The 23,832-nt window shown below is 68.2% G+C and carries 24 protein-coding genes; 8 read left to right on the top strand and 16 right to left on the bottom strand.

What is annotated here, in order from left to right; translation table 11 throughout:
- Window positions 1–181: 181 nt before the first annotated feature.
- From DP939_RS00495 to DP939_RS00485, 3 genes are read right to left on the bottom strand one after another with little or no spacing between them, the layout of a single operon-like run.
- On the bottom strand, window positions 182–835 hold the full coding sequence (locus DP939_RS00495; protein WP_113977510.1) for a class I SAM-dependent DNA methyltransferase: 654 nt from the start codon (window positions 833–835) through the stop codon (window positions 182–184).
- Between the two features lie 54 nt (window positions 836–889).
- Window positions 890–1,213, bottom strand: coding sequence for a rhodanese-like domain-containing protein (locus tag DP939_RS00490; RefSeq protein WP_113977508.1), 324 nt, complete (start codon window positions 1,211–1,213; stop codon window positions 890–892).
- A gap of 18 nt (window positions 1,214–1,231) precedes the next feature.
- Window positions 1,232–2,110: an Fpg/Nei family DNA glycosylase gene (locus DP939_RS00485; RefSeq protein WP_113977506.1), complete on the bottom strand. Its 879-nt coding sequence runs from the start codon at window positions 2,108–2,110 to the stop codon at window positions 1,232–1,234.
- Window positions 2,111–2,211: 101 nt separating this feature from the next.
- Here DP939_RS00485 and DP939_RS00480 point away from each other — a divergent pair, with 101 nt between their 5' ends.
- Complete coding sequence (locus tag DP939_RS00480; protein ID WP_113977503.1) at window positions 2,212–2,880, top strand: GOLPH3/VPS74 family protein; 669 nt, start codon at window positions 2,212–2,214, stop codon at window positions 2,878–2,880.
- A 3-nt stretch (window positions 2,881–2,883) separates the two neighbouring features.
- On the opposite strand, the gene DP939_RS00475 is transcribed toward DP939_RS00480, so the two are convergent.
- The 4 genes from DP939_RS00475 to DP939_RS00460 form a co-directional block, all read right to left on the bottom strand.
- Window positions 2,884–3,951 (bottom strand): serine hydrolase domain-containing protein, encoded by a 1,068-nt coding sequence (locus DP939_RS00475; protein WP_113977501.1) that lies wholly within the window; start codon window positions 3,949–3,951, stop codon window positions 2,884–2,886.
- Window positions 3,952–4,054: 103 nt separating this feature from the next.
- Window positions 4,055–4,750, bottom strand: a complete 696-nt coding sequence (locus DP939_RS00470) for a response regulator (protein ID WP_225877974.1) — start codon at window positions 4,748–4,750, stop codon at window positions 4,055–4,057.
- A complete protein-coding gene (locus tag DP939_RS00465; RefSeq protein ID WP_113977498.1) occupies window positions 4,720–5,826 on the bottom strand; it encodes a hypothetical protein in 1,107 nt (368 codons plus the stop codon). Before DP939_RS00465 ends, DP939_RS00470 begins: the two co-directional genes overlap by 31 nt.
- 100 nt (window positions 5,827–5,926) lie before the next feature.
- Complete coding sequence (locus DP939_RS00460; RefSeq protein WP_113977495.1) at window positions 5,927–7,084, bottom strand: sensor histidine kinase; 1,158 nt, start codon at window positions 7,082–7,084, stop codon at window positions 5,927–5,929.
- A gap of 299 nt (window positions 7,085–7,383) precedes the next feature.
- Here DP939_RS00460 and DP939_RS45275 point away from each other — a divergent pair, with 299 nt between their 5' ends.
- The 3 genes from DP939_RS45275 (at window position 7,384) to DP939_RS00445 (ending at window position 11,694) form a co-directional block, all read left to right on the top strand.
- On the top strand, window positions 7,384–8,178 hold the full coding sequence (locus DP939_RS45275; protein ID WP_147267799.1) for a hypothetical protein: 795 nt from the start codon (window positions 7,384–7,386) through the stop codon (window positions 8,176–8,178).
- 18 nt (window positions 8,179–8,196) lie between these two features.
- Window positions 8,197–9,579 carry an SGNH/GDSL hydrolase family protein gene (locus DP939_RS00450; RefSeq protein ID WP_113977490.1) on the top strand — a complete coding sequence of 461 codons (1,383 nt, stop codon included), beginning with the start codon at window positions 8,197–8,199 and terminating at the stop codon, window positions 9,577–9,579.
- A 144-nt stretch (window positions 9,580–9,723) separates the two neighbouring features.
- Complete coding sequence (locus DP939_RS00445; RefSeq protein WP_113977488.1) at window positions 9,724–11,694, top strand: hypothetical protein; 1,971 nt, start codon at window positions 9,724–9,726, stop codon at window positions 11,692–11,694.
- Here DP939_RS00445 and DP939_RS45270 read toward each other — a convergent pair.
- The 3 genes from DP939_RS45270 to DP939_RS00435 form a co-directional block, all read right to left on the bottom strand.
- Entirely contained in the window at window positions 11,681–12,001 is a 321-nt protein-coding gene (locus tag DP939_RS45270; RefSeq protein ID WP_147267798.1) for a hypothetical protein, read from the bottom strand. The two genes, DP939_RS00445 and DP939_RS45270, sit on opposite strands and share 14 nt — an antisense overlap.
- Before the next feature lie 193 nt (window positions 12,002–12,194).
- A complete protein-coding gene (locus tag DP939_RS00440) occupies window positions 12,195–12,611 on the bottom strand; it encodes a hypothetical protein (protein WP_147267797.1) in 417 nt (138 codons plus the stop codon).
- A 32-nt stretch (window positions 12,612–12,643) separates the two neighbouring features.
- The gene (locus tag DP939_RS00435) at window positions 12,644–13,123 is read right to left on the bottom strand and encodes a hypothetical protein (protein ID WP_147267796.1); all 480 of its coding nucleotides are present in this window, start codon (window positions 13,121–13,123) and stop codon (window positions 12,644–12,646) included.
- Window positions 13,124–13,596: 473 nt separating this feature from the next.
- On the opposite strand from DP939_RS00435, the gene DP939_RS00430 reads away from it, so the two are divergent.
- A complete protein-coding gene (locus DP939_RS00430) occupies window positions 13,597–13,830 on the top strand; it encodes a hypothetical protein (protein WP_113977480.1) in 234 nt (77 codons plus the stop codon).
- Between the two features lie 18 nt (window positions 13,831–13,848).
- Here the strand turns inward: DP939_RS00430 and DP939_RS45265 are convergent, their stop codons facing one another.
- The 6 genes from DP939_RS45265 to DP939_RS00400 form a co-directional block, all read right to left on the bottom strand.
- Window positions 13,849–14,226 carry a hypothetical protein gene (locus DP939_RS45265; RefSeq protein ID WP_147267795.1) on the bottom strand — a complete coding sequence of 126 codons (378 nt, stop codon included), beginning with the start codon at window positions 14,224–14,226 and terminating at the stop codon, window positions 13,849–13,851.
- Between the two features lie 57 nt (window positions 14,227–14,283).
- Window positions 14,284–14,517 carry a hypothetical protein gene (locus tag DP939_RS00420; protein ID WP_113977474.1) on the bottom strand — a complete coding sequence of 78 codons (234 nt, stop codon included), beginning with the start codon at window positions 14,515–14,517 and terminating at the stop codon, window positions 14,284–14,286.
- 208 nt (window positions 14,518–14,725) lie between these two features.
- Window positions 14,726–15,013: a hypothetical protein gene (locus DP939_RS00415; RefSeq protein WP_113977472.1), complete on the bottom strand. Its 288-nt coding sequence runs from the start codon at window positions 15,011–15,013 to the stop codon at window positions 14,726–14,728.
- Between the two features lie 348 nt (window positions 15,014–15,361).
- Window positions 15,362–16,600 carry a helix-turn-helix domain-containing protein gene (locus DP939_RS00410; protein ID WP_113977470.1) on the bottom strand — a complete coding sequence of 413 codons (1,239 nt, stop codon included), beginning with the start codon at window positions 16,598–16,600 and terminating at the stop codon, window positions 15,362–15,364.
- 153 nt (window positions 16,601–16,753) lie between these two features.
- Entirely contained in the window at window positions 16,754–17,992 is a 1,239-nt protein-coding gene (locus DP939_RS00405) for a helix-turn-helix domain-containing protein (RefSeq protein ID WP_113977468.1), read from the bottom strand.
- A gap of 163 nt (window positions 17,993–18,155) precedes the next feature.
- Window positions 18,156–18,452: an NIPSNAP family protein gene (locus tag DP939_RS00400; RefSeq protein WP_113977466.1), complete on the bottom strand. Its 297-nt coding sequence runs from the start codon at window positions 18,450–18,452 to the stop codon at window positions 18,156–18,158.
- A 312-nt stretch (window positions 18,453–18,764) separates the two neighbouring features.
- On the opposite strand from DP939_RS00400, the gene DP939_RS00395 reads away from it, so the two are divergent.
- From DP939_RS00395 to DP939_RS00385, 3 genes are all read left to right on the top strand, one after another.
- Entirely contained in the window at window positions 18,765–20,222 is a 1,458-nt protein-coding gene (locus tag DP939_RS00395; protein ID WP_113977464.1) for an amidohydrolase family protein, read from the top strand.
- A 1,133-nt stretch (window positions 20,223–21,355) separates the two neighbouring features.
- Window positions 21,356–22,822 carry an ABC transporter substrate-binding protein gene (locus tag DP939_RS00390; RefSeq protein WP_158578412.1) on the top strand — a complete coding sequence of 489 codons (1,467 nt, stop codon included), beginning with the start codon at window positions 21,356–21,358 and terminating at the stop codon, window positions 22,820–22,822.
- Window positions 22,823–22,884: 62 nt separating this feature from the next.
- Window positions 22,885–23,829 carry an ABC transporter permease gene (locus DP939_RS00385; protein ID WP_113977460.1) on the top strand — a complete coding sequence of 315 codons (945 nt, stop codon included), beginning with the start codon at window positions 22,885–22,887 and terminating at the stop codon, window positions 23,827–23,829.
- Window positions 23,830–23,832: the final 3 nt, after the last annotated feature.

Genomic DNA, 23,832 nt, shown 5'->3' with positions numbered 1-23,832 from the left:
CACCTGTCCGCGCCGTGATCATCAAGCGTGAGCGGATAGCGCTTTCCAGAAAGGCAGTCGATCACCCCCGTTATGCCATTTGGGATCGCTTGCCCCGTGAACGATAAATTGCGGGAATCCGGAAGTCAACACCACGGCAAAACCCGCCGACGTGACGGAACGCGTCTTTCCGCATGCGCATTCACACCGCGGCTGCGGGCTCCCGGCGCATCAGCAGGCGGCCGTGGCGGAACCGCTCGCCCTCGTGCGGCTCGCGCAGGATCCGGCCGACCTCGGCGAAGCCGGCGGCGCGGGTCAGGGCGGCCAGTTCGTCGATCGGCCAGCGGTACGCCCGCGTCACCTTGTGGTCGAAGGGCGTCACCGGATCGCCCTCGGACTCGAAGAAGCCGAGCAGCAGATGGCCGCCCGGGGCCAGCACGCGGCCGAACTCCCCGAGGTAGGCGGGCAGCTCCCGCGGGGGCGTGTGGATGATGGAGTACCAGGACACGATGCCCCGCAGCGCGCCGTCGGCCAGGTCGAGGGCGTCCATGGAGCCGACCTCGAAGCGCAGGTCCGGGAACGCCTCGCGGGCGAGGTCGATCATCACCGGGGACAGGTCGAGACCGAAGATGTCCAGGCCCAGCTTCCGCAGGTACGCCGTGGTGTGCCCGGGGCCGCATCCCAGCTCGGCGACCGGACCGCCCCCGGCGGTCCGTACGACCTCGGCGAACACCTCCAGCGACGCGCGGTCGAACGGCTGGTCATCGAGCGCGTTGCGGGACAGGTCGGCGTAGAGGGCGGCGATGGCGTCGTAGGCGTCCGCCGTGACGGTGAGGTGGGAGGAAGATTCGGTCATGGGGGGCCACCTTAGCCCTATTCAGGCGGCCTTCAAGCCATCTTCAAGCGATCTTCAGGCGACGAAGGGCTCCTGGCCGCTCTCGCTGGACATCGCCCGCCCCGCCGCCGCCCAGGACTGCATGCCGCCGCCCACGTTGACCGCCTGGCGGCCGATGTGGTTGAGCCAGGCGGTGGCCTGGGCGGAGCGCCCGCCGACCCGGCAGACCACGTAGACGGTGGCCTCCGCCGGGACCTCCTCGACCCGTCGTTGCAGCTCGCCCAGCGGGATGTGGGTGGCCGTCGGGGCGTGGCCCGCGTGCCATTCGTCGTGCTCGCGGACGTCGAGCAGGTAGGCGTCGTCGGGGACGGCGTTGGCGTCGATCTCGGGAACGTTCATGACCTCGATTGTCCCAGGTCACTTCAGCAACCGGGACAACCTCCGGTCGGCCAGCGGCTTGCCGCCGGTCTGGCAGGTCGGGCAGTACTGGAGACTGGAGTCGGCGAACGAGACCTCGCGGATGGTGTCCCCACAGACCTCGCATTTCTGGCCGGTCCGCCCATGCACCCGCAAGCCTGACTTCTTCTCCGTCTTCAGGTCCTTGGCGGCCAGCCCGCGCGAGCGGGCCACCGCGTCGCGCAGGGTCGTCACGATCGCCTCATACAGGTCGGCGACCTGCGCGTCGGTGAGCGATGAGGCGATCTTGAACGGCGACATCCTGGCGACGTGCAGCACCTCGTCGGAGTAGGCGTTGCCGATGCCCGCGATCACCTTCTGGTCCCGCAGCAGGCCCTTGATCTGCGCCCGGCTGCCGCCCACGATGCCCTTGAGCGTGTCGGCGGTGAAGTCGGGCGCGAGCGGATCGGGCCCCAGCGCGGCGATGCCCGGCACGCTCGCGGGGTCTTCGGTGACGTAGACGGCGAGCCGTTTCTGGGTGCCCGCCTCGGTCAGCTCGAAGCCGGGGGCGCGGCCGTCGTCGTCGGGCGTCAGGCGTACCCGGACCGCGAGCGGACCCTTGCCCGGACGTACCGGCCTGGCCCCGCTGAGGTCGTCGCGCCAGCGCAGCCACCCGCCCCTGGCCAGGTGGAAGATCAGGTGCAGGCCGTCGCAGTCGAGATCGAGGAACTTGCCGTACCGCCCCGCACCGGTCACGATCAGCCCGCCGAGGGCGGTGACCGGCGGATCGACCGTCTTCAACGCCTGGAAGGCCACCACGTCGACACCAGCGATCGCGCGGCCCACGGCGTGCTCGCGAAGAAACTCCGCGAGCGATTCCACTTCGGGCAGCTCCGGCATGCCACCACAGTACGTTAGCGACGTTTGTAGCTTGAAGTCCCATTCCCCGGGAAACCCCAAGACGCCCTGTCGGGCGGGAGAACTCGGCGTACGCTCGGAGGATGCCCGTCACCATCGCCGAAGAACTCCTCCTGCTCGCCCACCGGGGGGCGGACGGCAGGCCGCTGATCGGCTCCACCGAGCTGGACGCCGGGATCGCCGGCGCGCTGCTCGCCGAGCTGGCCCTCACCGGCCGCATCGACCTGGGCGACAAGACCATCACCGCCCGCCGCCCGGCCGTTCCCGGCGACGCCGGCACAGACCCCGAGCTGGACACCGTGCTCGCCCAGATCGCCACGCAGTCCCGGCCGCGCAAGCCCGAGTGGTGGGTGCGCAAACTGCACTCCGCCGAGCGGCGCAAGCGCCTGCTGCGCAGGCTGGCCGCGCGCGGGGTGCTCGATGAGGAGCGGGTGAAGGTGCTGGGGCTGTTCCCGGTGACCCGCTACCCCGAGCGCGACCCGGAGCTTGGGGCGGCGGTCCGTGAGCGGGTGTGGTACGTGCTGGGCGGGGCCGACCCCGACGAGCGCACGGCGGTGCTGATCGGCGTGCTGCGCGCCTGCCGCCTGGACCGCAGGGTCTTCCCCGGCGCGGACCGCAAGCGGGTCAAGGAGATCGCCGAGGGCGACTGGGCGAGTACGGCGGTGGCCCGCACGATCGCCTCCATCAACACCGCGGTGATCGCGGGGGCCATCGCCGCGTCCACCGCCGCCACCGCGGCGGGCGCGAGCTGACGGTCACCTGCCGCACAGGGCGGCGTCGAAGGCGGCGAAGATGTGCCGGTCGTCCTTCGGGGTGCCGGTGACGTACACCGTCGCGGCCCGGCCCGCGCGGTCGCGTCCGCTGAGCACCCGCACGCCCGGCAGGCCGCCGTCGTGCATCAGCGCGGGTCCGCAGCTCAGCGGGTAGGTGTAGAGGCCGAGCCCGTACCTGCTGTTCTTCGGCTCGGTGGCGGGCACCCGGCCGGCGAGCATGGTGTTCAGCGTGGAGCGCGGGATGGCCTGCCAGAAGCGGTTCAGGTCGGCGGGCGTCGCGACCAGGCCGCCCCCCGCTCCGAAGGCGTGGCCGGGCAGCCGGGTCACGTCGGCCTCGCCTGCGTCCGGATCGACCGGGTTCACGCCGTAGGTGTGGGCGTGTTCGCCGCGGATGTCCAGCTCGCCGGGCTTGGGCCAGTACGTGCCGCGCAGCCCGCGCAGTACGCCCTCACGGGTGACCTCGCGGAAGTCCCTGCCGGTGACCTTCTCGATGATCATGCCTGCGACCAGGTAGTTCGTGTTGGAGTAGGACCACTTCTGGCCGGGCTCGCCGACCGGTTCGCGGGTCATGGCGAGCTTGAGGTGGTCGGCCGGGGTGGCGGGCTTGGTCCAGTCCACCAGGTCGAAGTACTCCGGCAGGCCGCTGGTGTGCCGCAGCAACTGGGCCACGGTGATCGCCCTGCCGTCCAGCGCGCCGGGCAGGTAGTGCTCGGCCCGCCGGTTCAGGTCGATCCTGCCTTCGGCGGCGAGCCGCATCACCTGCGCCCCGATGACCGCCTTGGTGACGCTGGCCGCGCGGAAGTGGGCGTCGGCGCCGACCATCGGCCGGCCGGTGCCGCGCTCGGCGGTGCCGGAGGTCCAGGTGGTACTGCGGCCGTTCCGCTCGCGTACCGAGACCACCGCGCCGGCCAGGCCGTCCTGCGTGGTCAGCCGGTCGATCCGGCGCTGCACGGCGTCCTTGCCACCATGGTGGGCGACCGCGGCGGCCGGGGCGGCGAGCGCCGCGGTGAGGACGGTTGCGGCGGCGGCAGCGGCGAGAATCCTGCGCATGTGGTGCGTCTCCTTCGGTGCGGACTGACGCGAATGATTCTTCGGCCTCGCACCCTGCGAGATCAGTCATGCGCTCCGGCTTGTTGGTGGTGGGGCCTGCCCCCTACTCCTCCTGCGGTTCGGCCGCGTAGGAACGGTATTCGCGCACGTCCTCGGCCTTGATCAGGCCGTCCTCGATGGCCCGCGCGAGCATGGCGTCCTTGGAGGAGGCCCTGCGGCCGACCGCCGCGTACTTCATCCGGGCGCGGGCGATGTACTGGCGTACGGTGGCCTCGCTGATCCCCATCCGGCGCGCCACCGACGCCTTGGACATGCACTGCAACCACAGCAGCAGCGCCTCCTTCTCCCCCCGGGACAGCCTCACGACCTTGCCGTCGGCCATCGCCTCGGCCATGCTCGGCGTGACGCAGGGGCGGCCCTCGGCGACGTCCCTGATCACCCGCAGGCAGTCCTCGCCGCCCTCGCTCTTGGCCAGGAACGCCGCCGCGCCCGCGTCGAGCACGGCCCGCACCACGGGCGGGTCGCTGTGCACCGAGAACGCGATCACCCGCCGCCCGTCCGCGCACAGCTCGTGGACGCGGTCCACCACCCGTTCCCTGTGCAGGGCCAGGTCCAGGAGCAGTACGTCGGCGTCGGCCCCCGGCCCGGCCAGCAGGGACTCGATGGAGGCCGTGGCGGCGACCAGCTCGATGTCGTACGACGGGTATTCCTTGATCCACATGCGCAGGCCGTCCACCACGATCGGCTCGTCCTCGACGATCGCGACCGTCACCCGCCCGTCCACTGCGTCCGCACCCACAGCAGCCCTTCCTCCGTGATGTCCTGTATGAACTCGACGCGCGAGGCGGCCCCCGCGCCGTCCGGGATCCGCAGCGATTCCTGGCCCTCCACCAGGACGCTGACCGCGACCTCCTCGGCGGTGGCGGCGATGACGAGCCGGGCGTGGGTGCGCGGACGTGCCCGCGCGAGCGCTTCGGCCGGGGGTTCGACCAGCGCACGGCGTACGTCGGCGGGCAGTGGCGGGATCTCGCCGACCCGGTGCAGGGTGATCCGCACGCCCCGGCGTTCGGCGTCGAGGGCGCAGGCGAGCATGTCGTTCTCCAGCGGGTCGGGGACGTCCTCGCTCTCGGAGATCAGCCTGCGCAGCCGGGAGGCGGCGATGGCGCAGCGGGCGCGCAGGTCCTCGTCGTCGGGGGCGGCCCCGCGGGCCAGCTCGGTGAGGAGTTCGGTGGCGATCTCGCGTACGGCGGCCTGGCGCTCCAGCCGGTCGGCGTGTACGGCTTCGGCCGTACGGGTCCGGGTGATCACCGCGGCTCTGGCCTCGGACAGCGCGACGGCGGTCCGGGCGTCGCCCTCCAGCGCGTGCGCCCCGGCGCTGTAGCCGAGCTGGAGTGCGGCGCTTCCGGCGATCACCATCAGGTACTTGGCGAGCGAGGCGGGGTCGAGCGCGCCGGAGACGGCCAGCGCGCCGAGCATGAGCAGGGCGTTGGCGGCGAGGAACGCGATCAGCTCCAGGAACCGCCGCCACCACAGCACGAGGACGCCCAGCCAGCCGATCGAGCCCCAGCCCCAGTCGGCCGCGCCGAGGATGTGATCGGGGGCGGTGGCGGCCATGACCACGACATCGAGCACCAGCGCGGCCCCGCCGTACACCCACCACAGGCGCGCGGCCCGGTCGTAGAACAGCAGCACGTATCCGGCCGCGGCGGCGATCACCAGGTACGCCGCCCAGGCGAGCGCGACGGCCGTGCGGGGCTGGTACAGCGACCAGTTGCCAAGGGTGGCGGTGAGGTCGAAGCCGAGATGCCAGGCGGCGGCGATGAGCACCGCCGCGACCTTGCCCCCTTCGGCGTACCGCCGCGCCACCGCCGCCATGGTCGCCGGCCCCTCAGACCCACCGCTCACCACCGTCACGACCCCACCGCCCCGGGAACGGCCGCGGGGTCGGCGGCCGGGACCTCCCTGCGATCCGCGATCACGGGCGGGCCTTGGCGGAGGCGGGCCAGCTCAGCAGTACGGCGGTACGGCCGGGGCGGGAGGTGATCTCGGCCAGGCCGTCCACCGAGGTCATCCGGCCCTTGATCGACTCGCGCAGGCCGTACCGGTGCGCCGGTACCGCCCCGGGATCGAACCCCCTGCCGTGGTCGACCACCTCGACCAGGACCTCGCCGTCGTCGCTGATCGCCATGTCGATGCCGGCCTCGCGTACGCCGGAGTATCGGGCGACGTTGGTGAGCGCCTCGGCGACCGCGCCCGCGAACGCCTCGGCCACCGCCCAGGGCACGGCGCACGGCACCAGGTGGGTGTGGACGGTGAGGTCGGCCAGCTCGACCACGACCCGCAGCCGGGCGTCGAGCTTGGCCTCCGCGGGGGCCTCGCCGGGGCGTCCGGTGAGGTTCAACTCCACCAGGGCGTGTGCCGCCTGGTTGCGTAATCGCAGGTCGCCGCGGCGCAGGCCGCCCTGGTCGATCGCGGTGAAGACGTTGAGCGCGGTGTCGTGCCAGACGCGGTTCTGTTCGCGCTGGGCGCTGCGCCGCTCGCGCAGCACCTCGGCGGCGGCCTGCTCGTCGGTCGCCGCCGTGAGGGTGTCGTCGGCGAGCCGGGCGGCGCGGCGCAGCACCGTCATCAGCCCGGCGACCGCGAGGATCTGCACGACGTGGATGCCCGCCGTCACCGTGCCGCCGTCGCCTGCCTCCGCCATCCGGGCCCCGGCGAGGTGGCAGAGCGCCACCGCCGCGCCGACCGGGACGGCGAGGCCCGGCCGCCAGGCGAACCCGGTGGTCACGATGGTCATGGTGACCAGCCCGGCGACCCAGCTCACCCCGCCGGACAGCATGCCCGCGGCCACCAGGTCGCCCTGGGTGAGGCAGAGCACGCAGGTCAGGGCCACCTCACCGGCCATCAACCAGGGCAGCAGGCCACGGGTCACCGAGACGGCCACGAAGATCGCGACCCAGACGGTGTTCGCGGCGACCGCGACGGCCGTCCAGCCCGGGGAGGCCGGTACGCCGAGCCCGAACACCGCGGCGACGCTCGCCACCAGCCCCACCCCACCGCGCATCGCCGCGCCGCACCGGGCGACGACGCGTTCCAGGACCAGCGCAGCAGGCTCTTTCCCCGCCGTTTCCGACATAAGGGTATTTAGGACCATGAATCCTCATAGGGGGTGGATTCCGCGAGCGCGAGGAAGAGGGACGCCTGATGTCTGTGCGGACGGAGAGGCACGGGCAGAATGATGGGCTCGATGGTGACGAGTCCGCCATCGCCTAATGTTACCGCCGGGCGGCACGTTGCGTCGTTATCCGGCACGGTTGTTGTAGTCCGTACGGCCGTCATGCGCTAAGCGCGTTTGCCATGCTCTCCTTGTCGGGCATTCACCTGCCGCGCCCCGCCCAGACGGTTCGGGGGCGGTGACAGGCATCAAGGGGACACATGAGGGTCATGGGCCTTACCCGCCGGGCCATTCTCCGGAACACCGCGCTGACCGGGAGCGCGCTCGCCATTCCGGCCTGGCTCGGCTCCTGCGGGTCCTCGTCGGTACTGGCACAACCGCTGGCAGCGCTGGCGGTGGACCTGGTCGGCTCGGCGATCAAGGAGTTCGCGGCGTCGGAGTTTCCGGGGAAGGTGCTGGACAGTGCCGGAAAAATAGCGAAATCGGCGATAGAGGCGGTTCAGGAGGCGTTCGATGCGGATTCCACGATAGACGGCGCGCTCTACGAAACGAGGGCGGAGAACGCACTTTTCGCAGCATTTGGTGGATTTAAGACGATTGACGGAAAAGCCCAGTATCGCTGTGTCCAGCTCTCCCACATCGAGCGGCAGGAGAGGAACAACACCTTCCCACTCGTGATGCAGGTGGGACTCAAGCTCCTCGCGGACGGGCTGCGCAACGCGCACCGTACCGAGGACGAGATCAGGCTGCGCGTCGCGGTGGCCGCCTACGAGCCGTTCCAGGCGCAGGACATCCGCGACTCGACCATGCTCCGGTTCGCGACCTGGGCGAACGAGATCGTCGAGGTGGACTGGCAGCCGGCGCACGACGCCAAGGACCGGCAGAGCGTGATCGAGGTGCGCTGCTTCAAGGACGGCGGCGACGAGCCGTACGAGTACGTCCGCACGGGCCTCAACTGGAACCTCGCCTGGGGCGACTCCAGCGAGATCGAGGAGAACGCCGCCGCCCGCGCCCGCCTGGCCCGGCTCATCAAGATCCACAACCGCACCCCGTGACCTTCTGGAAGGAAGCTCATGCACTTACCCGCCCCAACCCGCCGCCGCCTGTACCAGGTGGCCGTCCTGACGCTGCTGGCGCCGCTGGTCAGCGTCCTGTTACCGATGTCAGGCGCGTCGGCCGACACCTGTAGCGAAGCGGCCATGCCCGGCCGTGGAACGTTCCGCTTCACACCCGAGCCCCTGCCCAGCGGGCACTCGTCCCCGCTCACGGTGACCGTCGCTTGGGAAGGCGAGGACGCCCACCTGGGATGGAGCCGGCTGGAGGTCTGGTGGAGCGACGGTACGAAGGAGAGCATCCCGACCGGGCAGTGCTCCAACCCGGATGGAACGAGGACCACCATCCCGCCCTTCTCCCGCAGCCACACCTTCAGCGGGCCGGGCACGCACTCGGCATGCGTGGTGTGGGGCGGGTACGCGTACGGCGGCGAGCACTACTCGGAGCCCGCGTGCTACCGCTCGCCGTACGCGGAGTGGGTGATCCCCACCGCCCCCACCCCCGAACCCACGGCGTCGCCGACGGTGTCCCCCACCCCTGAGGACACGGACGGCGACGGCATCGCCGACCCCGCCGACGAATGCCCCGACCAGACCGGCCCCGCCGACAACAAGGGCTGCCCGCCACGGACCTACGTCGCCATCGGCGACTCCTACTCGGCGGGCGAGGGCGCCAGGCCGTACGAGGCGGGCACCAACAAGCCGGCCAACATGTGCCACCGCTCCACCGGGGCCTACCCGAGGCTGCTCCAGCCCACCGTGCGCGACAAGCACCCCAAAACGGTCTTCTTCGCCTGTAGCGGCGCCCGAGTCGAGCACTTCTGGTCCCCCAACGCCGCCAACCGGGGCCGCGAGCCCGCCCAGAAGGACCACCTGAACAGCGACACCGGACTGGTCACCATCAGCCTCGGCGGCAACGACGTCGGCTTCACCCCCATCATGACCGGGTGCGTGCTGAGCTTCGCGCCGAAGGCGGTGTGCGAGGAACGGTACGGCGAGCAATTACGCGAGGCCATCGACCGCCTCCACCCCGCCGTCCTCGGCGTCCACCGGGAAATCACCCTGCGCGCCCCGAACGCCGAAGTCGTGGTCATCGGATATCCGCGCTTCTTCCCGGCGGACCCGCCGAAGCAGTGCGGCACGGGAGCGGGCAGCCGGTTCTACCGCTCCGACATGCTGTGGTTGAACGCCTCGGTACGTCGGCTCAACAATGTGATCCGCTCAGCGGCGATGAACGCGGGCGTCACCTTCATCGATCCCTACAACGCCTTCACCGGCCACGAACTCTGCACTCCGGAGCCGTACATGAACCGGGTCAAGCCCGCCCACCGGATGGAAAGCTTCCACCCCAACCGCAAGGGCCAGACCGCCCTCGCCACCTTGCTCCATTCAGCGATCCGCTAGCGAAACGGCTCCGGCACGATTTCATGCCGGAGCCTCGCACCATCATGTTCTTTCACCGATTATGGACGGATGACAGAGTCCCCCTCTGTACCACCGGGAACCGGCCCCCTCGCCCCGCAGTACTCCGGAATCGACCCGACGCTGATGAGCGGATTCATCAACGAGCTGGAACGGGCGGGGCAGGTGATCGCTGAGCAGGCCGAGAACATCCGCAGGGAACTGGCCGCCGTGGACCTGTCGGCTGCCGGGCTCGCCCCGATACGCGAGATCGGCGGCTGGACCGAACAGGAACTGCCCAGGCTGCGGCAGCGACTGGCCACCATCAACGCGCCGATGCCCACCCTGCCGGGGATGTCCGATCCGGCGCAACTGATGCCCTACCAAGAAGCATCCCTGCTCGCCCCAGCCGAAGCCCGCCGCCAGGGCACAGCGCTAGGCAAGCGGTTCGCCGCCCTCGACCCCGACGAGTTCAGCCTCACCGGCCCGTACGCGTCCGACAAGATAGCCGCCGCGCTCAAGGAATTGAGCGCGCATAGTCAGGACGCCGTCTACAGCGCCGCATTCTTCGCCGCCCTCGGCCCATCCGCGGCCCAGAAAATGGCAGCCGCGACGGAGCGGCTTGCGGAGGAGAAGCAAGCGGATGCTCGCATGGCGGCCGGTACGGCTTTCGCCATGGCGGTCAGCGGCGGAGCGAGCGTGCCGGGATTCGCGGCGGTGATGAAGTCGGTGGAGAGGTCGGCGAAGTCCGGCAAGCCCGAGGACGACGAGGAATTGGAGGCCATCAGCGCCCTGCTGAGCCACGGGAACTACCCAGACGTGTGGCTGGCCGAACTGGTCCAGCCCGCGCTCCTGCCCGACAGCCGCATCACCGGCCCCACCCTCGCAGGCTTGCTCAACGCCCTCGGCAACAACCCGGCCGCCGCCCGCCTCGCCATCGGCGCGGCAACCCGATTCGGCCCCCGCCCGCCGATGCCCACTCTCACCGTGCCGTTCGGCCCCCTTCCCAAATCGCCTGAGCATTGGGACCGCCGACCGAAACTGGCCGCGTTCCTGAAGGGCCTCAACAAGCGGGTGTCACACTCCCCGGAGATCTCTGACGCCTTCGGCCGCCTCCTGGCCGCCGCCTCCGGGGCCTACGACGAACGGGACGGGCAGCATGGCCGAGAGGCGGCGCTGTTCACCTACACCGTGATGACATCGGCGGACGAGTGGTCACTGAACGACGCGACCCGAGTTCACCTGTCGAAGATCGCCGGCTCCTACGCCTCGGAGATCACCATGGGCGCAGACCTCGGTGACACTGACATGACCAAGGACAGCGCCATGCAGCCCATCCCCGAAGCGCTCGCCCCGATCACGATCCCGGGTCTGCGCGGGGCCTTCCGGCTGAGCCCGAAGGACACCTTCCGCTTCATGACTACCTTCGCCGGAACCCCGCAGACTCGCCGTCCTTTCGAAGACGGTATGGACGCGCTCTTGGAACGCATGTTTCCGATTGTCGCTGATCCGGTTAAAAGCGGCCAAGACATCCTGCTGCTGGACCGGCTCTTCAACGCTCTGGGCAACGTACGGGGTTTCGAGCTGGCAGCCGCCGTGCGAGTGCTCAAGCCCAAGGACGAAGCCCTCAAGAACGCCGAGGCCGCTGAGAGCTTCCTCTCAGGCGCGTTACTGGGAGCCTTTGGCCTCGTCACGCCCTTCTCCCTCATTCCGAGGACATGGACCACGCTCTCCACAGGGGTCTCCGCGTACTACACCTATGGGCGCAACCCAAAGATGCGAGTGGAAGAAGTTGAGAAACTAGACGGAAGCGAGACTCTCGCCCGCCGGTACGAAGTCGCCCAGCTCCTCATACGACATGGTTTCACCCCCGAAGTTCCCCCGTCCGGACTCATCGCCGACCAGGACGGCACGCTGCGTTCCTTCCAGGAGATCCTCAAGCGGGGGGATTCAGGAATGAAGGCGATCGATCAGTGGTTGATCGACAACGGGATGGGCAAGGGAGATGAACTATCGTTCGGGGAGCTGAGTCGTCGTGTGGCGGTGAGCTTCGACGGAGAAAAGCAGCCTGCCTTCAACAGGGCTAAGCTTTACAAGGACAAACTTACGACGGATTGAGACAGGCCGTTTCGCCACGCACCGAGTATTCCCCTTGCTTCGAAGAGTTCAGATGGAGCGATGTCTTCGTTTCGTCGCTGACGACATTGAACTGCTGGTCGCCAGGGCCAGTCAGGTAGTAGTCGGTGAATCCGCTCAAGGTGCCCAGCATCATCGCATTTAGCGATCGCGGTCCCGTCTGTTCGACATTGTCAGGGGCGGTCGCGGCGAAAGTCCGCTTGACCTTTCCATCCCCACATGGAATGTCCTTACCGCCAGGGTCCGTGATATGGATACGGCCAGCACTCACCTCATCGAGCAGCCTCATGATGTGTGCCTTAAGAGTCGCCCCCGCCTCGGCCGCTGTGGGTTGACTCTTCGTGTTCCCCATACTGCAGGAGGCGGTCAGAGCGGCGGCCGCGAGTAGCGCGCCAGACCGTATGGGGAGGCTTCGGTTGGAACGGGGCATTCGATACCTCCTAAGAGTCAGCCGTCTGCACACGCGAGCTCATTTGAGAAGCTCACGACCGACTGAGGCAGCCTGTTTGGCCGCTGACCGAGTACTTGTGCTTTGACGACTTCAGGTAGAGCGAAGTTCGAGTGGTTTCGCTAGCGAGGTTGTATTCCAGCTTACCCGGATCAATCAGGTGGTAATCGGCGAACCCACTCAAGGCACCGAGCATCCTCGCGTTGAGCGTGTGAGGGCTCCTCTGCCTGCTATTGTCTGCGGCGGTCGCGGCGAAAGTACGCATAACCTTGCCATCCCCGCAGGGGATTTCCCTACCGCCGGGGTCTGTTATCTGGGCAGGCTCGCTACTCACCTTGTCGAGCAACTTCAGGATGTGTGTCTTAAGGGTCGAGCCTGCCTCAGCCGCCGTGGGCTGGCTCTTCATGTTCCCCAGGCCGCAGGAAGTTGCCAGGATGGCCACCGCGAACATGATACTTAACTGTACGGGAGCCCGTGCGATGCTCACGATGGACTGAGGCAGAATGTTTTCCCGCGCACCGAATACCTACGCTCGCCCACCGAATTCAGATGTAGGGAGGTCTTCGTGCTATCACTGGACATGTTAAAATCGGGCCCTTCCGAATTGGTGAAGTGATAGTCGGCGAACTCGTTCACGGCTGCGACCATTTGAATGTTGAGCGTCCGGGCATCCCTCTGCCCACTATGGTCCACCGCGGACGCGGCAAAAGTACGCCTGACCTCGCCACCTCCGCACAGGATGTCCTTGCCGCTAGGGTCGGTTATGTGGAAGGGCTCGTTGCTCACCTCGGCGAGCAGTCTCATGACGTGCTTCTTAAGGGTCGCGCCCGCTTCGGCCGCTGTCGGTTGACGCTCCTGGGGAACGGGAGTGGCCATGGCGGCCACAGTCACCGCAGCGGCCAGGGCGGCCAGCACGAGCACCGTACCTAATCGCACGTAGGCGCTTCGGTTGGAACGGCGCATTCGATGCCCTCCTAAGAGTCAGTCGCGAGGCAGGCCGCTTCGCCGCTCACCGAGCACTCCCCGTGCTTCGATGATTTTAGATGGAGCGACGTCTTCGTACCCTTACCGACAACGCTGAAATCGTGCCTGCCCTGATGGGGTTTGCTCGGCGTTGTCCAGGGCGGTGGCGGCGAAGGTCTGCTTGACCTTGGCCTCTCCGCATGGAATGTCCCTGCCTCCAGGGTCGGTGATATGAGGGGGCTGGGCGCTCACCTTGTCGAGCAGTCTCAGGATGTGTGACCTAAGGGTGGCTCCGGCGTCGGCCGCCGTAAGCTCACTCTCCGTGCCGTAGGGAGCCGCGAGCACGAGTAACGCGCTTAACCATATCTGGGTGCTTCGCCTGGAACGGGGCATTGGATATCCTCCTAAGAGTCAGCCGCCAGCCCTGTCGTCCGAAGGAGAAAGGGAAGCGTTTGACCCTTGAATCAAAGGATATGGCCCACCGCAAGGCCGAGCTGCTACAGGCGCTGACCAAGGTACGAGCACATGCGGCGCGACTGGAAGCCGCGCTGGATCCGGCGCATGCCGCGGTCACCGGGAAGGCCGTGTGGGTGGGGCCGGCGGCGCGGGAGTTCGTTGGGGAGTTGACCGGGCGTAGGAGTCGGTTGCGGACGCTTACCCAGCGGATCGTTGAGGAGTTGGAGGCTCAGGTGCAGGCCATCCCGTGAGATCCGTGGAACGAGGGCTCAGTGGTCGGAGGGCATGAAGCCGCCACGGGCCCTTTCCTCGGCGAGGAGGGCCGCCCAGTCGCGGGCGTCGCTGAGCGCGTTGACGACCACCACGACGGCTCCGCCGACGCGGTCTACCGTGCTCAGCCACGCCTGGCGCTCCTCGGCCTCGCCCGGGTTGGAAATCCCCTCCACGAGGAAGCCGGAATCGCCCGGGCCGTTCACGATGGTGATCGTGAGGCTGGGCCGGATTGCCCAGCCCGGGCAGGGTGTCGGCTTTCCCGCGTCAAGGCGGAGTATCGGCAGGTGTTCGACCTGATCGGCAGCCGCGAGGAGTAAGGTCGGCAGCGCGCCGCCGAAACAACGAGCGTTCTCACGAGCGATGCGAGAGGGCATTTCGCGAGTATCCCACCGTCCTGGCACTCGCATTGTGAATAATGGAAAACCCGCCGGTCAGGCCGCCCCCATCCGCACCAGGACGCCGAGTTGCACGGTCAAGGCGTCCGCCAGCTCAATGGGACCCCACCGGGCGAGCTGATGGCACAGTCCGGCTGCTTTCTGCGCATCGGTCGGCGGAGCGTATCTGGTCGCCCACCATACGCCACCGCGCACCGATATCCGCCAGCCGGGAAACGTCACTTCCAGTGCGCCCAGATGCGCCCGTTCCCGAATGGTGAGTTCGTCCACCGGTCTCCTTCCACGCTCCGTCGCAGGTACGGCGGGCGGGACGCCCTGTGGGGAAGACGCGTCCGCTGCCCGCCGTACGCTCGGGAATCGCACGGCCGGACGGAGGCCGGCCACCAAAGGCCGCCCGGCCGCGCGTCGCGGGCCGCTACCTGAGGCCCGCGCCCGGGACGGCATGGCGTCCCTGCCCCGCCACACCGCCACGCCGGTTCTACAAAGGCGTGTCCCACGCGTCGCACGCGTTCCAGATGTCTCCGGTGAGCGTGATCGCTCCCCCGCCGGTACGCCGGGCCGCCACCACGGTCTCGCCGTACACGTAGACACCGAACGCCGACAATCGCGCTTCCCGCACCCGGCCCCGCCCATCCGGGAATCCCTCCAGGGCGTTGACCATTTGTTTCTCGGCTCGTCCCGCATCGGCCGTGACGCCGCCCGCGCCACCGGTCCCCGCGTCCACTTCCCAAACGACGAATACGTCACGCGGCCTGCCATCGCTCACGGCCCCGGCTCCTTCCGTGAAGAAGACTGCAAAAGGTCACGCAAGGTGAAGATGTCCGCCGCCCGGACGACGCTCTCGGTGTTCCGGTGGCGGGCCACCCAGTCACCGTGGTGGTCGTCAAGTACTTCGCGCTCGATGTCCCAGTCGATGAACGTGGCTTGTACTTCTTCCGCGACACTCGGCCAAGGCCCACCTTCCTCGCCCTGGCGTGGTTCTGTGGACACATCCCCACACCCCCTCCTGACGCGAGAAATGTAATGGGGCGATCACTCAGCGCAACAGCAACGAGGCGCGGCCATCCGGCCGCGCCTCGTTGAACGGGACTACGTAGCGTAGTCGTCTCGTCTGCTACTCCTTGACGCCGAGGAAGTCGGCGATCTCGCGCTGGGCGGCGGTGGGGATGCGGGTACGGGCCTTCAGGATGCCCTCCGCCGCGTCCTTCGCCCGCTGCTGGTACCGCAACCACTGCGGACTGCGGGCCTTCAACTCCTGCAAGACCTCCGTGGCCCGTTCCGTGTCGCCCGACTCTAGGTAGGCGTAGGCCCTCTCGATCTGCCCGCGATTCCAGGTGCTGGCGTACGGGCGGCCGTCCTCAGGGGTGATCCTCTCTATCTCCTCTAGGGCCTGTGCTGGTTCGCCGGCCACCATGGCGACCTCACCAGCCTTCATCGACACGCTCACCGGGCCGAAGGCTCGATATCCCGGCAATCCCCGCTGCTCCTTGCCGAACCTCGTCGCGGCGGTGCGGGCGATCGACACGTAGTCTTGCGCTTCGTTCGGGCGATTGTTCCGGACTGCGGCGGTTGCGGCACTCAGCAGTACCCATCCCCAGGCGGCCAGTTCTCCCTTGCTGGCAGCCGACACCCGAGGCTCCATCTCATGGGCCGCCGCCGCAGCCAATCGCTCCACCTCATCGAACCTGCCCTGGCGTAGCAGCGCCCAGCCCTGAAGAGATATCGCCGACGCGGCCAGGGGCACGCTCCCAATGGTCCGGGCGTCGCGTAGCGACTGCTGGATAGCGGTCAAGGCGAGGTCGTGGGCGCGAATCTGGATCAGATAGCGGCCCGCGACGCCGAGCGCGTCGGCACGCAAGCGGATCGCCTCCCGTCCGTCTCCGCTGGAGCCATCGAAGCGGCTGACGTGGTACTGCACGGATTTGATCAGCTCTGGAAGGACCTGAGCGAGATGGTCGTACTTGTCGCCATGGTAGGCCAGCGCGCTGGCATCAACGGCTTCGCGGAGATGGGGCAACGAGACGTCATCCGCATCGGCCGTGCCATAAAGGGCATTACCGTCCATACCGAGCGGCGGAATGATCGCCCCGCGTATATCGGCCAGCAGCGCGACGTTCGCGGTCTCAGCCACCGGTTCAGGCGAGCCGGGTGCGACGAACCATACGGTCCGCACGCCGAGCGCTTTAGCGATTTGGTGATATGTCTCCATACGGGCACTTCCGCCCTGCTCGATCTTCTTTATGCACTGAACGCTCAGCCCGGCCGCCTCGGCCAGCCCTTCCTGCGTGAACCCGCGCCGAAACCGCAGCTCCCGCAGTCGCGCACCTGGCTCGCGCGTCCTGTCATCCGGCATCGCTTTGCCGCCTCTCCCGGGGAGACCTATTCATCCCAAGATTAGGCACGCGTCGCTCATTCAGACCAGCAATCGAATCGAAAGCAAAAATCCCAGGGCGCTCAATACACCAAAAACTCCCCGCATTTCCCACCTGTCCGCCAAGCCGGTCATTCAGTCCCGCACTCCGAGGAAGTCGGCGATCTCGCGCTGGGCGGCGGTGGGGATGCGGGTGCGGGCCTTCAGGATGGCCTCCGCCGCGTCCTTCGCCCGCTGCTGGTACCGCAACCACTGCGGACTGCGGGCCTTCAACTCCTGCAGGATCTCCGTGGCCCGGTCGGTGTCTCCCGTCTCCAGGCAGGCCCACGACCGCTCGATCTGGCTGCGGTTCCAGGTGGAGGAGTGGGGGCGTCCGGCGGCGGGTGAGATGCCGTCCATGATGCTCAGCCCGCGTCCGGGTTCACCGGCCACCATGGCGACCTCGGCGCGCATCAGGGCGACGGTCACCGGCCCGAACGCCCGGTGCCCGGGGAAGCCCTTCTCCTCCTCGCCCAGCCGCGCCCCGGCCATCTCCGCGATCGACAGGTACTCCTCGGCCTCCTTGGTCCGGGTGTTGCGCACGGCCGCGCTCGCGGCGCGCAGCAGCAGCCAGCCCCACGCGGCGAGTTCTTCCTTGGTGGCGACCGACACGCGCGGTTCCAGTTCCCCGGCCGTGGCGGCGCAGAAGCGTTCGACCTCCGCCAGTCGGCCCTGCCGCAGCATCGCCCACGCCTGTGAGCACAGCGCGGACGCGGCGAGCGGCACGTCTCCGATCGCCGAGGCGTCGCGCAGGGACTGCTGGAGGGCGGTGAGGGCCAGGTCATGGGCGCGGACCTGGAGCAGGTAGCGTCCGGCGAGGCCGAGTACGTCGGCGCGCAGGCGCACGGCCTCGCGTCCGTCGGCGTCGGGGCCGTCGAAGCGGGCGACGTGGTACTGAGCCGACTTGATCAGCTCGGGGAAGACCTGGGCGAGGTGGTCGTACCGGTCGCCATGGTAGGCGGCGGCGGTGGCATCGACCGCGGTCCGCAGGCGCGGCAGCGACGGCTCCTCCTGGTCGGCCGTGTCGTACAGCGCGGTGCCGTCCATACCGACCGGCGGAATGATCGCGCCGCGTATGTCGGCCAGGAGAGCGACATTCTCACTTTCCGCAATAGGCTCGGGCGAGCCGGGTACGACAAACCATACCGTCGGCACGCCGAGCGCCTTGGCGATTTGGTGATATGTCTCCATACGGGCGCTACCGCCCTGCTCGATCTTCCTTATGCATTGCACGCTCAGCCCGGACGCCTCCGCCAGTCCTTCCTGGGTGAACCCGCGCCGAGAACGCAACTGCCGCAGTCGTTCGCCCGGCCCACGGGCCGCGTCATCCCGCATCGCCCTGCCGCCTCTCCTGGGAGACCCAAATCCCTCTTCAGAGTAATTCCCGGACGGCAGGTGTCCATCAATTCACGCGAGAAGACGGTGGCCCCCGCTCAGGCGGCCACCGTCTCGTTCGATCACACCCATCCGGCTGCGGAGGGTGTTCAGCCCTCGGCCCCTAGACCTCGTCCACCTCTCGGACCTCGGTCTTCACAACATACTCGCGGTGATCGAGCCCGATCCGCTCGCGCTCCGGCGACACCCAGTAGCGCTGGTTGATCTCGGCGAAATTCTCTGCTCCCGCATACGACAAGATCCAGAAGAACTGGTTTCGATCCCGATCCATCCAGGCGCCCTGTATCTCGAAACCGAACTGCTGTCGTAGCGGCACGACAAGTCTTCGCCATTTGTCAGCCCACTCGTCCAGCAGCCCCGCGCGCACGGTGTATACGCGGAGCTGCGTCGTCCTGGTCATCCACAATCACCCTTCTCTCGACCGGCGTGGGTGGCGATGTTCGCGGTATTGCGGAAGTGCGTAGGTAATGTTCCAGACAGGGACCAGTACGCGGGTAACGGCTTTGCTGCCCGCCGTAGGCAATCCTAAACGAACGGTCCGTCGTGATTCCAAGGGGGGAGATTGAGAAATTCAGCTACTCCCGCCGTGGTACCCGGCGAGGGCGGTGCGCCGCCGGCGGTAGGGCGAATCCCGCTCGCAGGACGACGACAGGAAGGGGACCGTCTCCCTAGCGTGAGGCGTCCGGGACGACCTCAGCGGGGAGAGGCGAGGATGGCGGGACAGATCTCACGGCGGGACGCTCTGCGGGCCGTGGCCGTCACTGGAGCGGGGGCGATCGTGACCACCGGCGCGGCCATCGGCCCGGCCGACCAGGTGATCGCGCTCACGCATGTGACGGTGATCGACGCCTCAGGGCCGCCCCGGGAGAACGTCACGGTGCTGGTACGCGGGCGGCGGATCGCCGCCGTCGGCCCGGCCGTACCGATTCCGGACGGCGCGCGGGTGATCGACCTGACCGGGCGTTACGTGATCCCCGGGCTGTGCGACATGCACGTTCACAGCTTCCTGGTCGAGGGCATCTCCCCTGCCCTGTACCTGGCCAACGGCGTCACGACCGTGCGCGAGATGTACGGCAGGCCGGAGTTCCACGAGTGGCGGCGGCGGATCGGGCGGGGCGATCTGCTCGGGCCGCGCTGGGTGATCGGCAGCAAGATCCTGGACGGTCCGTCACCGATCGGCACGGACCCGGCCATCGCGGTGACGGTGGAGACGGAGGAGCAGGCGCGGGCGGCGGTACGGCAGGCCGTACGCGAGGGCGCCGACTTCATCAAGGTCTACTCCAACCTGCGCCCGGGGCCGTACCGGGCCATCGCTCGCGAAGCGCGCGAACTGGGCGTCCCGTACGCCGGGCACCTGCCCGACCGGGTGCCGATCGCCGAGGCCGCGGCGGCGGGGCAGCGCGGGATCGAGCACCTGAACGCCGTCTGGTACTCCACTTCGACCCGCGAACGGCAGATCCGCGCGGCCATCGAGGCGCAGAAGATACCGCCGGGCGACCATCCTGGCCGGCTGCGAGCGGGTTATGAACTGGAGTGGATGGCCGCCAGGAGTCAGAGCCGGAGGCTGACGGCCATGGCTTTCGAGCGGCTGGCGCAGGCGCGGACGCGGGTGGCGCCGACGCTGACCGTGTACCGGGTGCTGGACCGGCCGCACACGGTGGGGCCGGACCCGCGGCGGATGAAGTACGTGCCCGCGCGGATCGCGGGGTTCTGGGCGCGGGCGCTGCGTGACATGTTGCGGGGCGGGCGTACCCAGAAGGAGGCGGCGCGCTGGTCGCGCCTGCTGGACCTGCGGCTGGAGCTGGTCCGCGCGATGGACGAGGCGGGCGTGCCGATCATGACCGGCACCGATGGGGGCGATGTGCCGTACGTCGTACCGGGCTTCGGGCTGCACGACGAGCTGGCCGGTCTGGTGTGGGCGGGCTTCAGCCCGAGCCGGGCCCTGCGCGCGGCGACCCTTGAACCGGCCAGGTACCTGGGCCGCGAACACGACCTCGGGACCGTCGAACGCGGCAAGCTCGCCGACCTGGTCATCCTGGACGCGGACCCCTTGCGCGAAATCGCCAACACCACCCGCGTCCACGCGGTACTCGCCGACGGCACCTGGATCTCCCCATCCCACCGCACCCGCCTCCTCGCCGAGGCCGCCAAGGCAGCGGAAGGCCACTGACCCGGCGAAGCATGATATATCCGTCTCCCGGCAACCGAAGATCACGTCGCGGGGCTCGCGGCGACGAAGGGGGAAGAGGTCTCGCCGGTCTGCCGTGGCCGCCGCCCAGCCCGAGAGGTAGCCCGGTGTACCAGTACCCACCCGGCGTGCATGGGCCACGGCCGGGACCGCGTCCCGTGGAGTGGTGGGACTTCCCCGCACCCTGGCGTGGCCGACCTGCGCGATGCCCGATTTGAACGCTCCCATTTACACCACTCGGCGGGACGCCATCACGGCCGGCGAGAAAGGGATAGTGGACGGCCGACGGTAGCCCCCGCCCGGCAGGTGTGCGTGGTCCCCTCAGTTTGAGGGGATCTCGCCGGCCTGCCGTGACCGACGCCACGACTGGTGGACAGCGGCCGGTCGGAGAAGGGTCTCAGCGGTCATGGCCACCGATCCGCCCAATGGGGGTACCGGTGCCCGGCCCGATGGGGATCAGCCGCAGCCGGTCCGCGGTGGCGGCCGATCGGCTGATGGGTGGGCCGGTAGCCGGACCGGTAGGGAGGAGCCGTGGCCGGCCTGCGGTGGGCGTCGGTCCGCCTGATCGGTACCCGCTCGGTACCCGCTCGGTGTGGAGGCCGGCCGTGTGGGGCCTCTTCCTTGGTGGGGGCGGGGCGTCACTTCTCGGGGCGGGTACCGCCTGCGGACCTCTGAGCAGGACGGCCGTGCGCCCGCGTCCGGCGGCCTGCTCCCGGTGGGCTGGGGCGTCATGTCCCCGTAGCCCGGGGTTCATCTCCCTGCTTCCAGGTCTTTACGGGCCGACATACGTATGATTTCATATGTCGGACAAACAGGGATCCGACCTATAGGCGGTCCGCTCCGCACACCGTTGGCGGCATCGAAGCAGCGACCCTGCGCCCGACGGGCACCACAGGCGTGGAGCGAACATCACCACTCAACTAATCGGGGAGCTCTAGGGCACTCTCGCGCCCTCAGATCTAGCCTGGAGGACTCTCCATATGGGGACGAAACTGATTGTCGCCACGGCCGTGGCTTTGTTGGCTGTTTCGACCGCCTGCTCCAGCGCATCCGGAAAACCTGGCGACCTAAATCCCGGCTCCACCAGCACAGCGGCGGGCCAGCCCGCCCAGAATGTGGCCTGTCCCCCCACCGACAAGGGCGCGATCGACAAGAACGCGACCTTCACCTGGATGTACAGCGTCGCGAACACGAGTTTCGACCCGGACAAGGTGACGACCAGCAACAGCTGGATGTACCTGTTCCCGGTCTACGACACGCTTACCCGCCTGAACGCCAACGGCGAGCCCGAGGCGATGCTGGCCAAGAAATGGGAGGTCGGCGACGGCGGAAAGACCCTCACCCTGGACCTCATAGAGAACTGGAAATACCACGACGGCACGCCGTTCGACGCCAAGTCGGTCAAGGCCAACCTGGATCGGCACCGCGCCAAGGGCTCGTTCAACGAGCAGGCGCTGTCCGATGTCAAGAAGGTCGATGTCAGCGGTGACAGCACCGTCAAGATCACGACCGGCCACGGCGCCGCGCCGCTCATCAGCATTCTGGCCAGCTCGGCGGGCATGATGATGAGCCCGGCCGTGTTCGACGACCCCAAGCAGGCGAACATGCCCACCGGTGGGTCCGGCGCGTTCAAGGTGACCGGGTACGACCCCGCCACCAAGGTGGAGTACACCGCCGTCAAGGACTACTGGGACCCCGACGCGCTGAACGTCGCAAAGATGATCTTCCTCATCTCCAGCAGCGACAACGCGCGGCTGAACGCCGTCATGACCGGCCAGGCGGACGCCACCTTCCTGCGTTCGGCCATGTACCAGCCGGCCAAGGACGGCGGGCTCGTCGTCTGCCAGAAGCCCAGCCTGGCGAGCTTCACCATCGCCCTGAACACCACCCACGCGCCCTTCGACAAGAAGGAGGCGCGGGAGGCGCTCAACTACGCGATCGACCGTAAGTCGATCAACCAGTTGATGCAGGGATTCTGCCAGCCGGGCATCCAGATGTTCCCGACCTCCTATTACGCCTCCGACCCCGACCTGACCGCCGAAAAGTACCCCTACGACCCCGCCAAGGCGCGTGAACTGCTGAAGGCGGCCGGCGTTCCCAGCGGCTTCGAATTCACCCTCGAAACCGACAACCTTGAGTCCTACACGAGCGTGGCCGAACTGATTCAGGCCAATCTCCAGCAGGCCGGAATCAAAATGAAGATCCAGCCGGTCGAGCTGCCGAAGCTCATGGAGAACTTCTCGGTCAACAAGACCGCCGACGCCGTGATGGTCCAGCAGAAGGCCGACGCCGACCCCAGCATCCAGATCGCCGCGTTCTACCTCAAGAACGGCTTCAGCAACCCCGGTAACTACACCAACGCCAAGGTCGTCGAACTCGACGCCGAGGCGAAGGCCGCGCAGAGCAAGGAAGAGCGCGCCGCGGTGTACAAGAAGCTGTTCCAGGAGGCGTACGCGGACGCCGCTCCCCCCGTCACCCTGTGCCACCTCAACACACCGCTGGCGATGAACGCCAAGGTGCAGGGCGTCGAGGTGTACGTCGACGGATCGCGCCAGTTCCGCGGAGTCGCAATCAAGAAGTAACGGCCTTCCGGGCGGCCGGCCGGTGATCCGGCCGGCCGCCCGGAAAGGAACGGAGAACTCACGTGCTTCGTCTTCTCGGCACCCGGCTGCTGACCATGGTCCCGTTGCTGCTCGTCGTCAGTTTCCTGATCTACGGCCTGATCGCGCTGGTCCCCGGTGGCCCGGAGACCGCGCTGGCGGGCAGCAACCCGACGCCGGAAAAGCTGGCCATGGTGCGCGAGCAACTGGGCCTCAACGAACCATTCCTGGTGCAGTACTGGAACTGGTTCACCGCCGCGGTCCAGGGTGACCTCGGCAATTCGTTCGTCAATGGGCAGAGCGTCTGGTCCGCCATCGCGGGCGGATTCCCGGTGACGCTCTCGCTCGTCGCTCTGACGCTGCTGATCGCGGCGGTCCTCGGGCTGGGGCTCGGCCTTGCCGCCGCGCTGCGCCCGGGTAGCTGGATCGACCGGACCGCGACGATCATCGCCAGCCTCTTCATGTCCCTCCCGTACTTCTGGGTCGGGATGATGCTGGTCCTGGTCTTCGCCATCGACCTGCGGATCCTGCCCGCCATCGGCTACGTGTCGTTCGCGCAGAGCCCGACGGACTGGTTCCTGCACCTGATCACACCGGCGTTCGCCCTGGCGATCGTGCCGGTGGCGGTCGTCGCGCGGCAGACCCGCGCCGCGGTGACGGGCGTCATGACCGAGGACTACGTGCGCACCGCCGAGGCCAAGGGGCTGCGGCCCATCCGCCTGGTCGGCAAGCACGTGCTGAAGAACGCGGCGGTGCCGGTCGTCACGGCCTTCGGGGTCGAGGCGAACCGGCTCATCGGCGCCACGGTGGTGATGGAACAACTGTTCGCGCTGCCCGGAGTGGGAAAGCTGACGTACTTCTCGGTGTTCTCCCGCGACTTTCCGATGGTGCAGGGAATTCTGCTGATCACCGCCATTCTGATCATGTTCGTCAACCTGGCCGTCGATCTGTCCTATGGCTACTTCAACCCGAAGATCAAAGCGACATGACAC

The sequence above is a fragment of the Spongiactinospora rosea genome (assembly GCF_003315795.1).
GTDB lineage: Bacteria > Actinomycetota > Actinomycetes > Streptosporangiales > Streptosporangiaceae > Spongiactinospora > Spongiactinospora rosea.
The sequence above is the reverse complement of the archived record's forward strand: the minus strand, read 5'-3'. Positions and strand labels throughout refer to the sequence as shown.

Coding starts and splice junctions, on each gene's coding strand:
- DP939_RS00460 (WP_113977495.1), bottom strand. CDS start 7,084: ATGTCGGAAACGGCGGGGAAAGAGCCTGCTGCGCTGGTCCTGGAACGC.
- DP939_RS00490 (WP_113977508.1), bottom strand. CDS start 1,213: ATGAACGTTCCCGAGATCGACGCCAACGCCGTCCCCGACGACGCCTAC.
- DP939_RS00440 (WP_147267797.1), bottom strand. CDS start 12,611: ATGTTCGCGGTGGCCATCCTGGCAACTTCCTGCGGCCTGGGGAACATG.
- DP939_RS00485 (WP_113977506.1), bottom strand. CDS start 2,110: ATGCCGGAGCTGCCCGAAGTGGAATCGCTCGCGGAGTTTCTTCGCGAG.
- DP939_RS00405 (WP_113977468.1), bottom strand. CDS start 17,992: ATGCGGGATGACGCGGCCCGTGGGCCGGGCGAACGACTGCGGCAGTTG.
- DP939_RS00435 (WP_147267796.1), bottom strand. CDS start 13,123: ATGCGCCGTTCCAACCGAAGCGCCTACGTGCGATTAGGTACGGTGCTC.
- DP939_RS00400 (WP_113977466.1), bottom strand. CDS start 18,452: ATGACCAGGACGACGCAGCTCCGCGTATACACCGTGCGCGCGGGGCTG.
- DP939_RS45265 (WP_147267795.1), bottom strand. CDS start 14,226: ATGCCCTCTCGCATCGCTCGTGAGAACGCTCGTTGTTTCGGCGGCGCG.
- DP939_RS00410 (WP_113977470.1), bottom strand. CDS start 16,600: ATGCCGGATGACAGGACGCGCGAGCCAGGTGCGCGACTGCGGGAGCTG.
- DP939_RS00450 (WP_113977490.1), top strand. CDS start 8,197: ATGCACTTACCCGCCCCAACCCGCCGCCGCCTGTACCAGGTGGCCGTC.
- DP939_RS00445 (WP_113977488.1), top strand. CDS start 9,724: ATGAGCGGATTCATCAACGAGCTGGAACGGGCGGGGCAGGTGATCGCT.
- DP939_RS00465 (WP_113977498.1), bottom strand. CDS start 5,826: ATGGCGGCGGTGGCGCGGCGGTACGCCGAAGGGGGCAAGGTCGCGGCG.
- DP939_RS00395 (WP_113977464.1), top strand. CDS start 18,765: ATGGCGGGACAGATCTCACGGCGGGACGCTCTGCGGGCCGTGGCCGTC.
- DP939_RS45270 (WP_147267798.1), bottom strand. CDS start 12,001: ATGAGGCTGCTCGATGAGGTGAGTGCTGGCCGTATCCATATCACGGAC.
- DP939_RS45275 (WP_147267799.1), top strand. CDS start 7,384: ATGAGGGTCATGGGCCTTACCCGCCGGGCCATTCTCCGGAACACCGCG.
- DP939_RS00475 (WP_113977501.1), bottom strand. CDS start 3,951: ATGCGCAGGATTCTCGCCGCTGCCGCCGCCGCAACCGTCCTCACCGCG.
- DP939_RS00495 (WP_113977510.1), bottom strand. CDS start 835: ATGACCGAATCTTCCTCCCACCTCACCGTCACGGCGGACGCCTACGAC.
- DP939_RS00430 (WP_113977480.1), top strand. CDS start 13,597: ATGGCCCACCGCAAGGCCGAGCTGCTACAGGCGCTGACCAAGGTACGA.
- DP939_RS00480 (WP_113977503.1), top strand. CDS start 2,212: ATGCCCGTCACCATCGCCGAAGAACTCCTCCTGCTCGCCCACCGGGGG.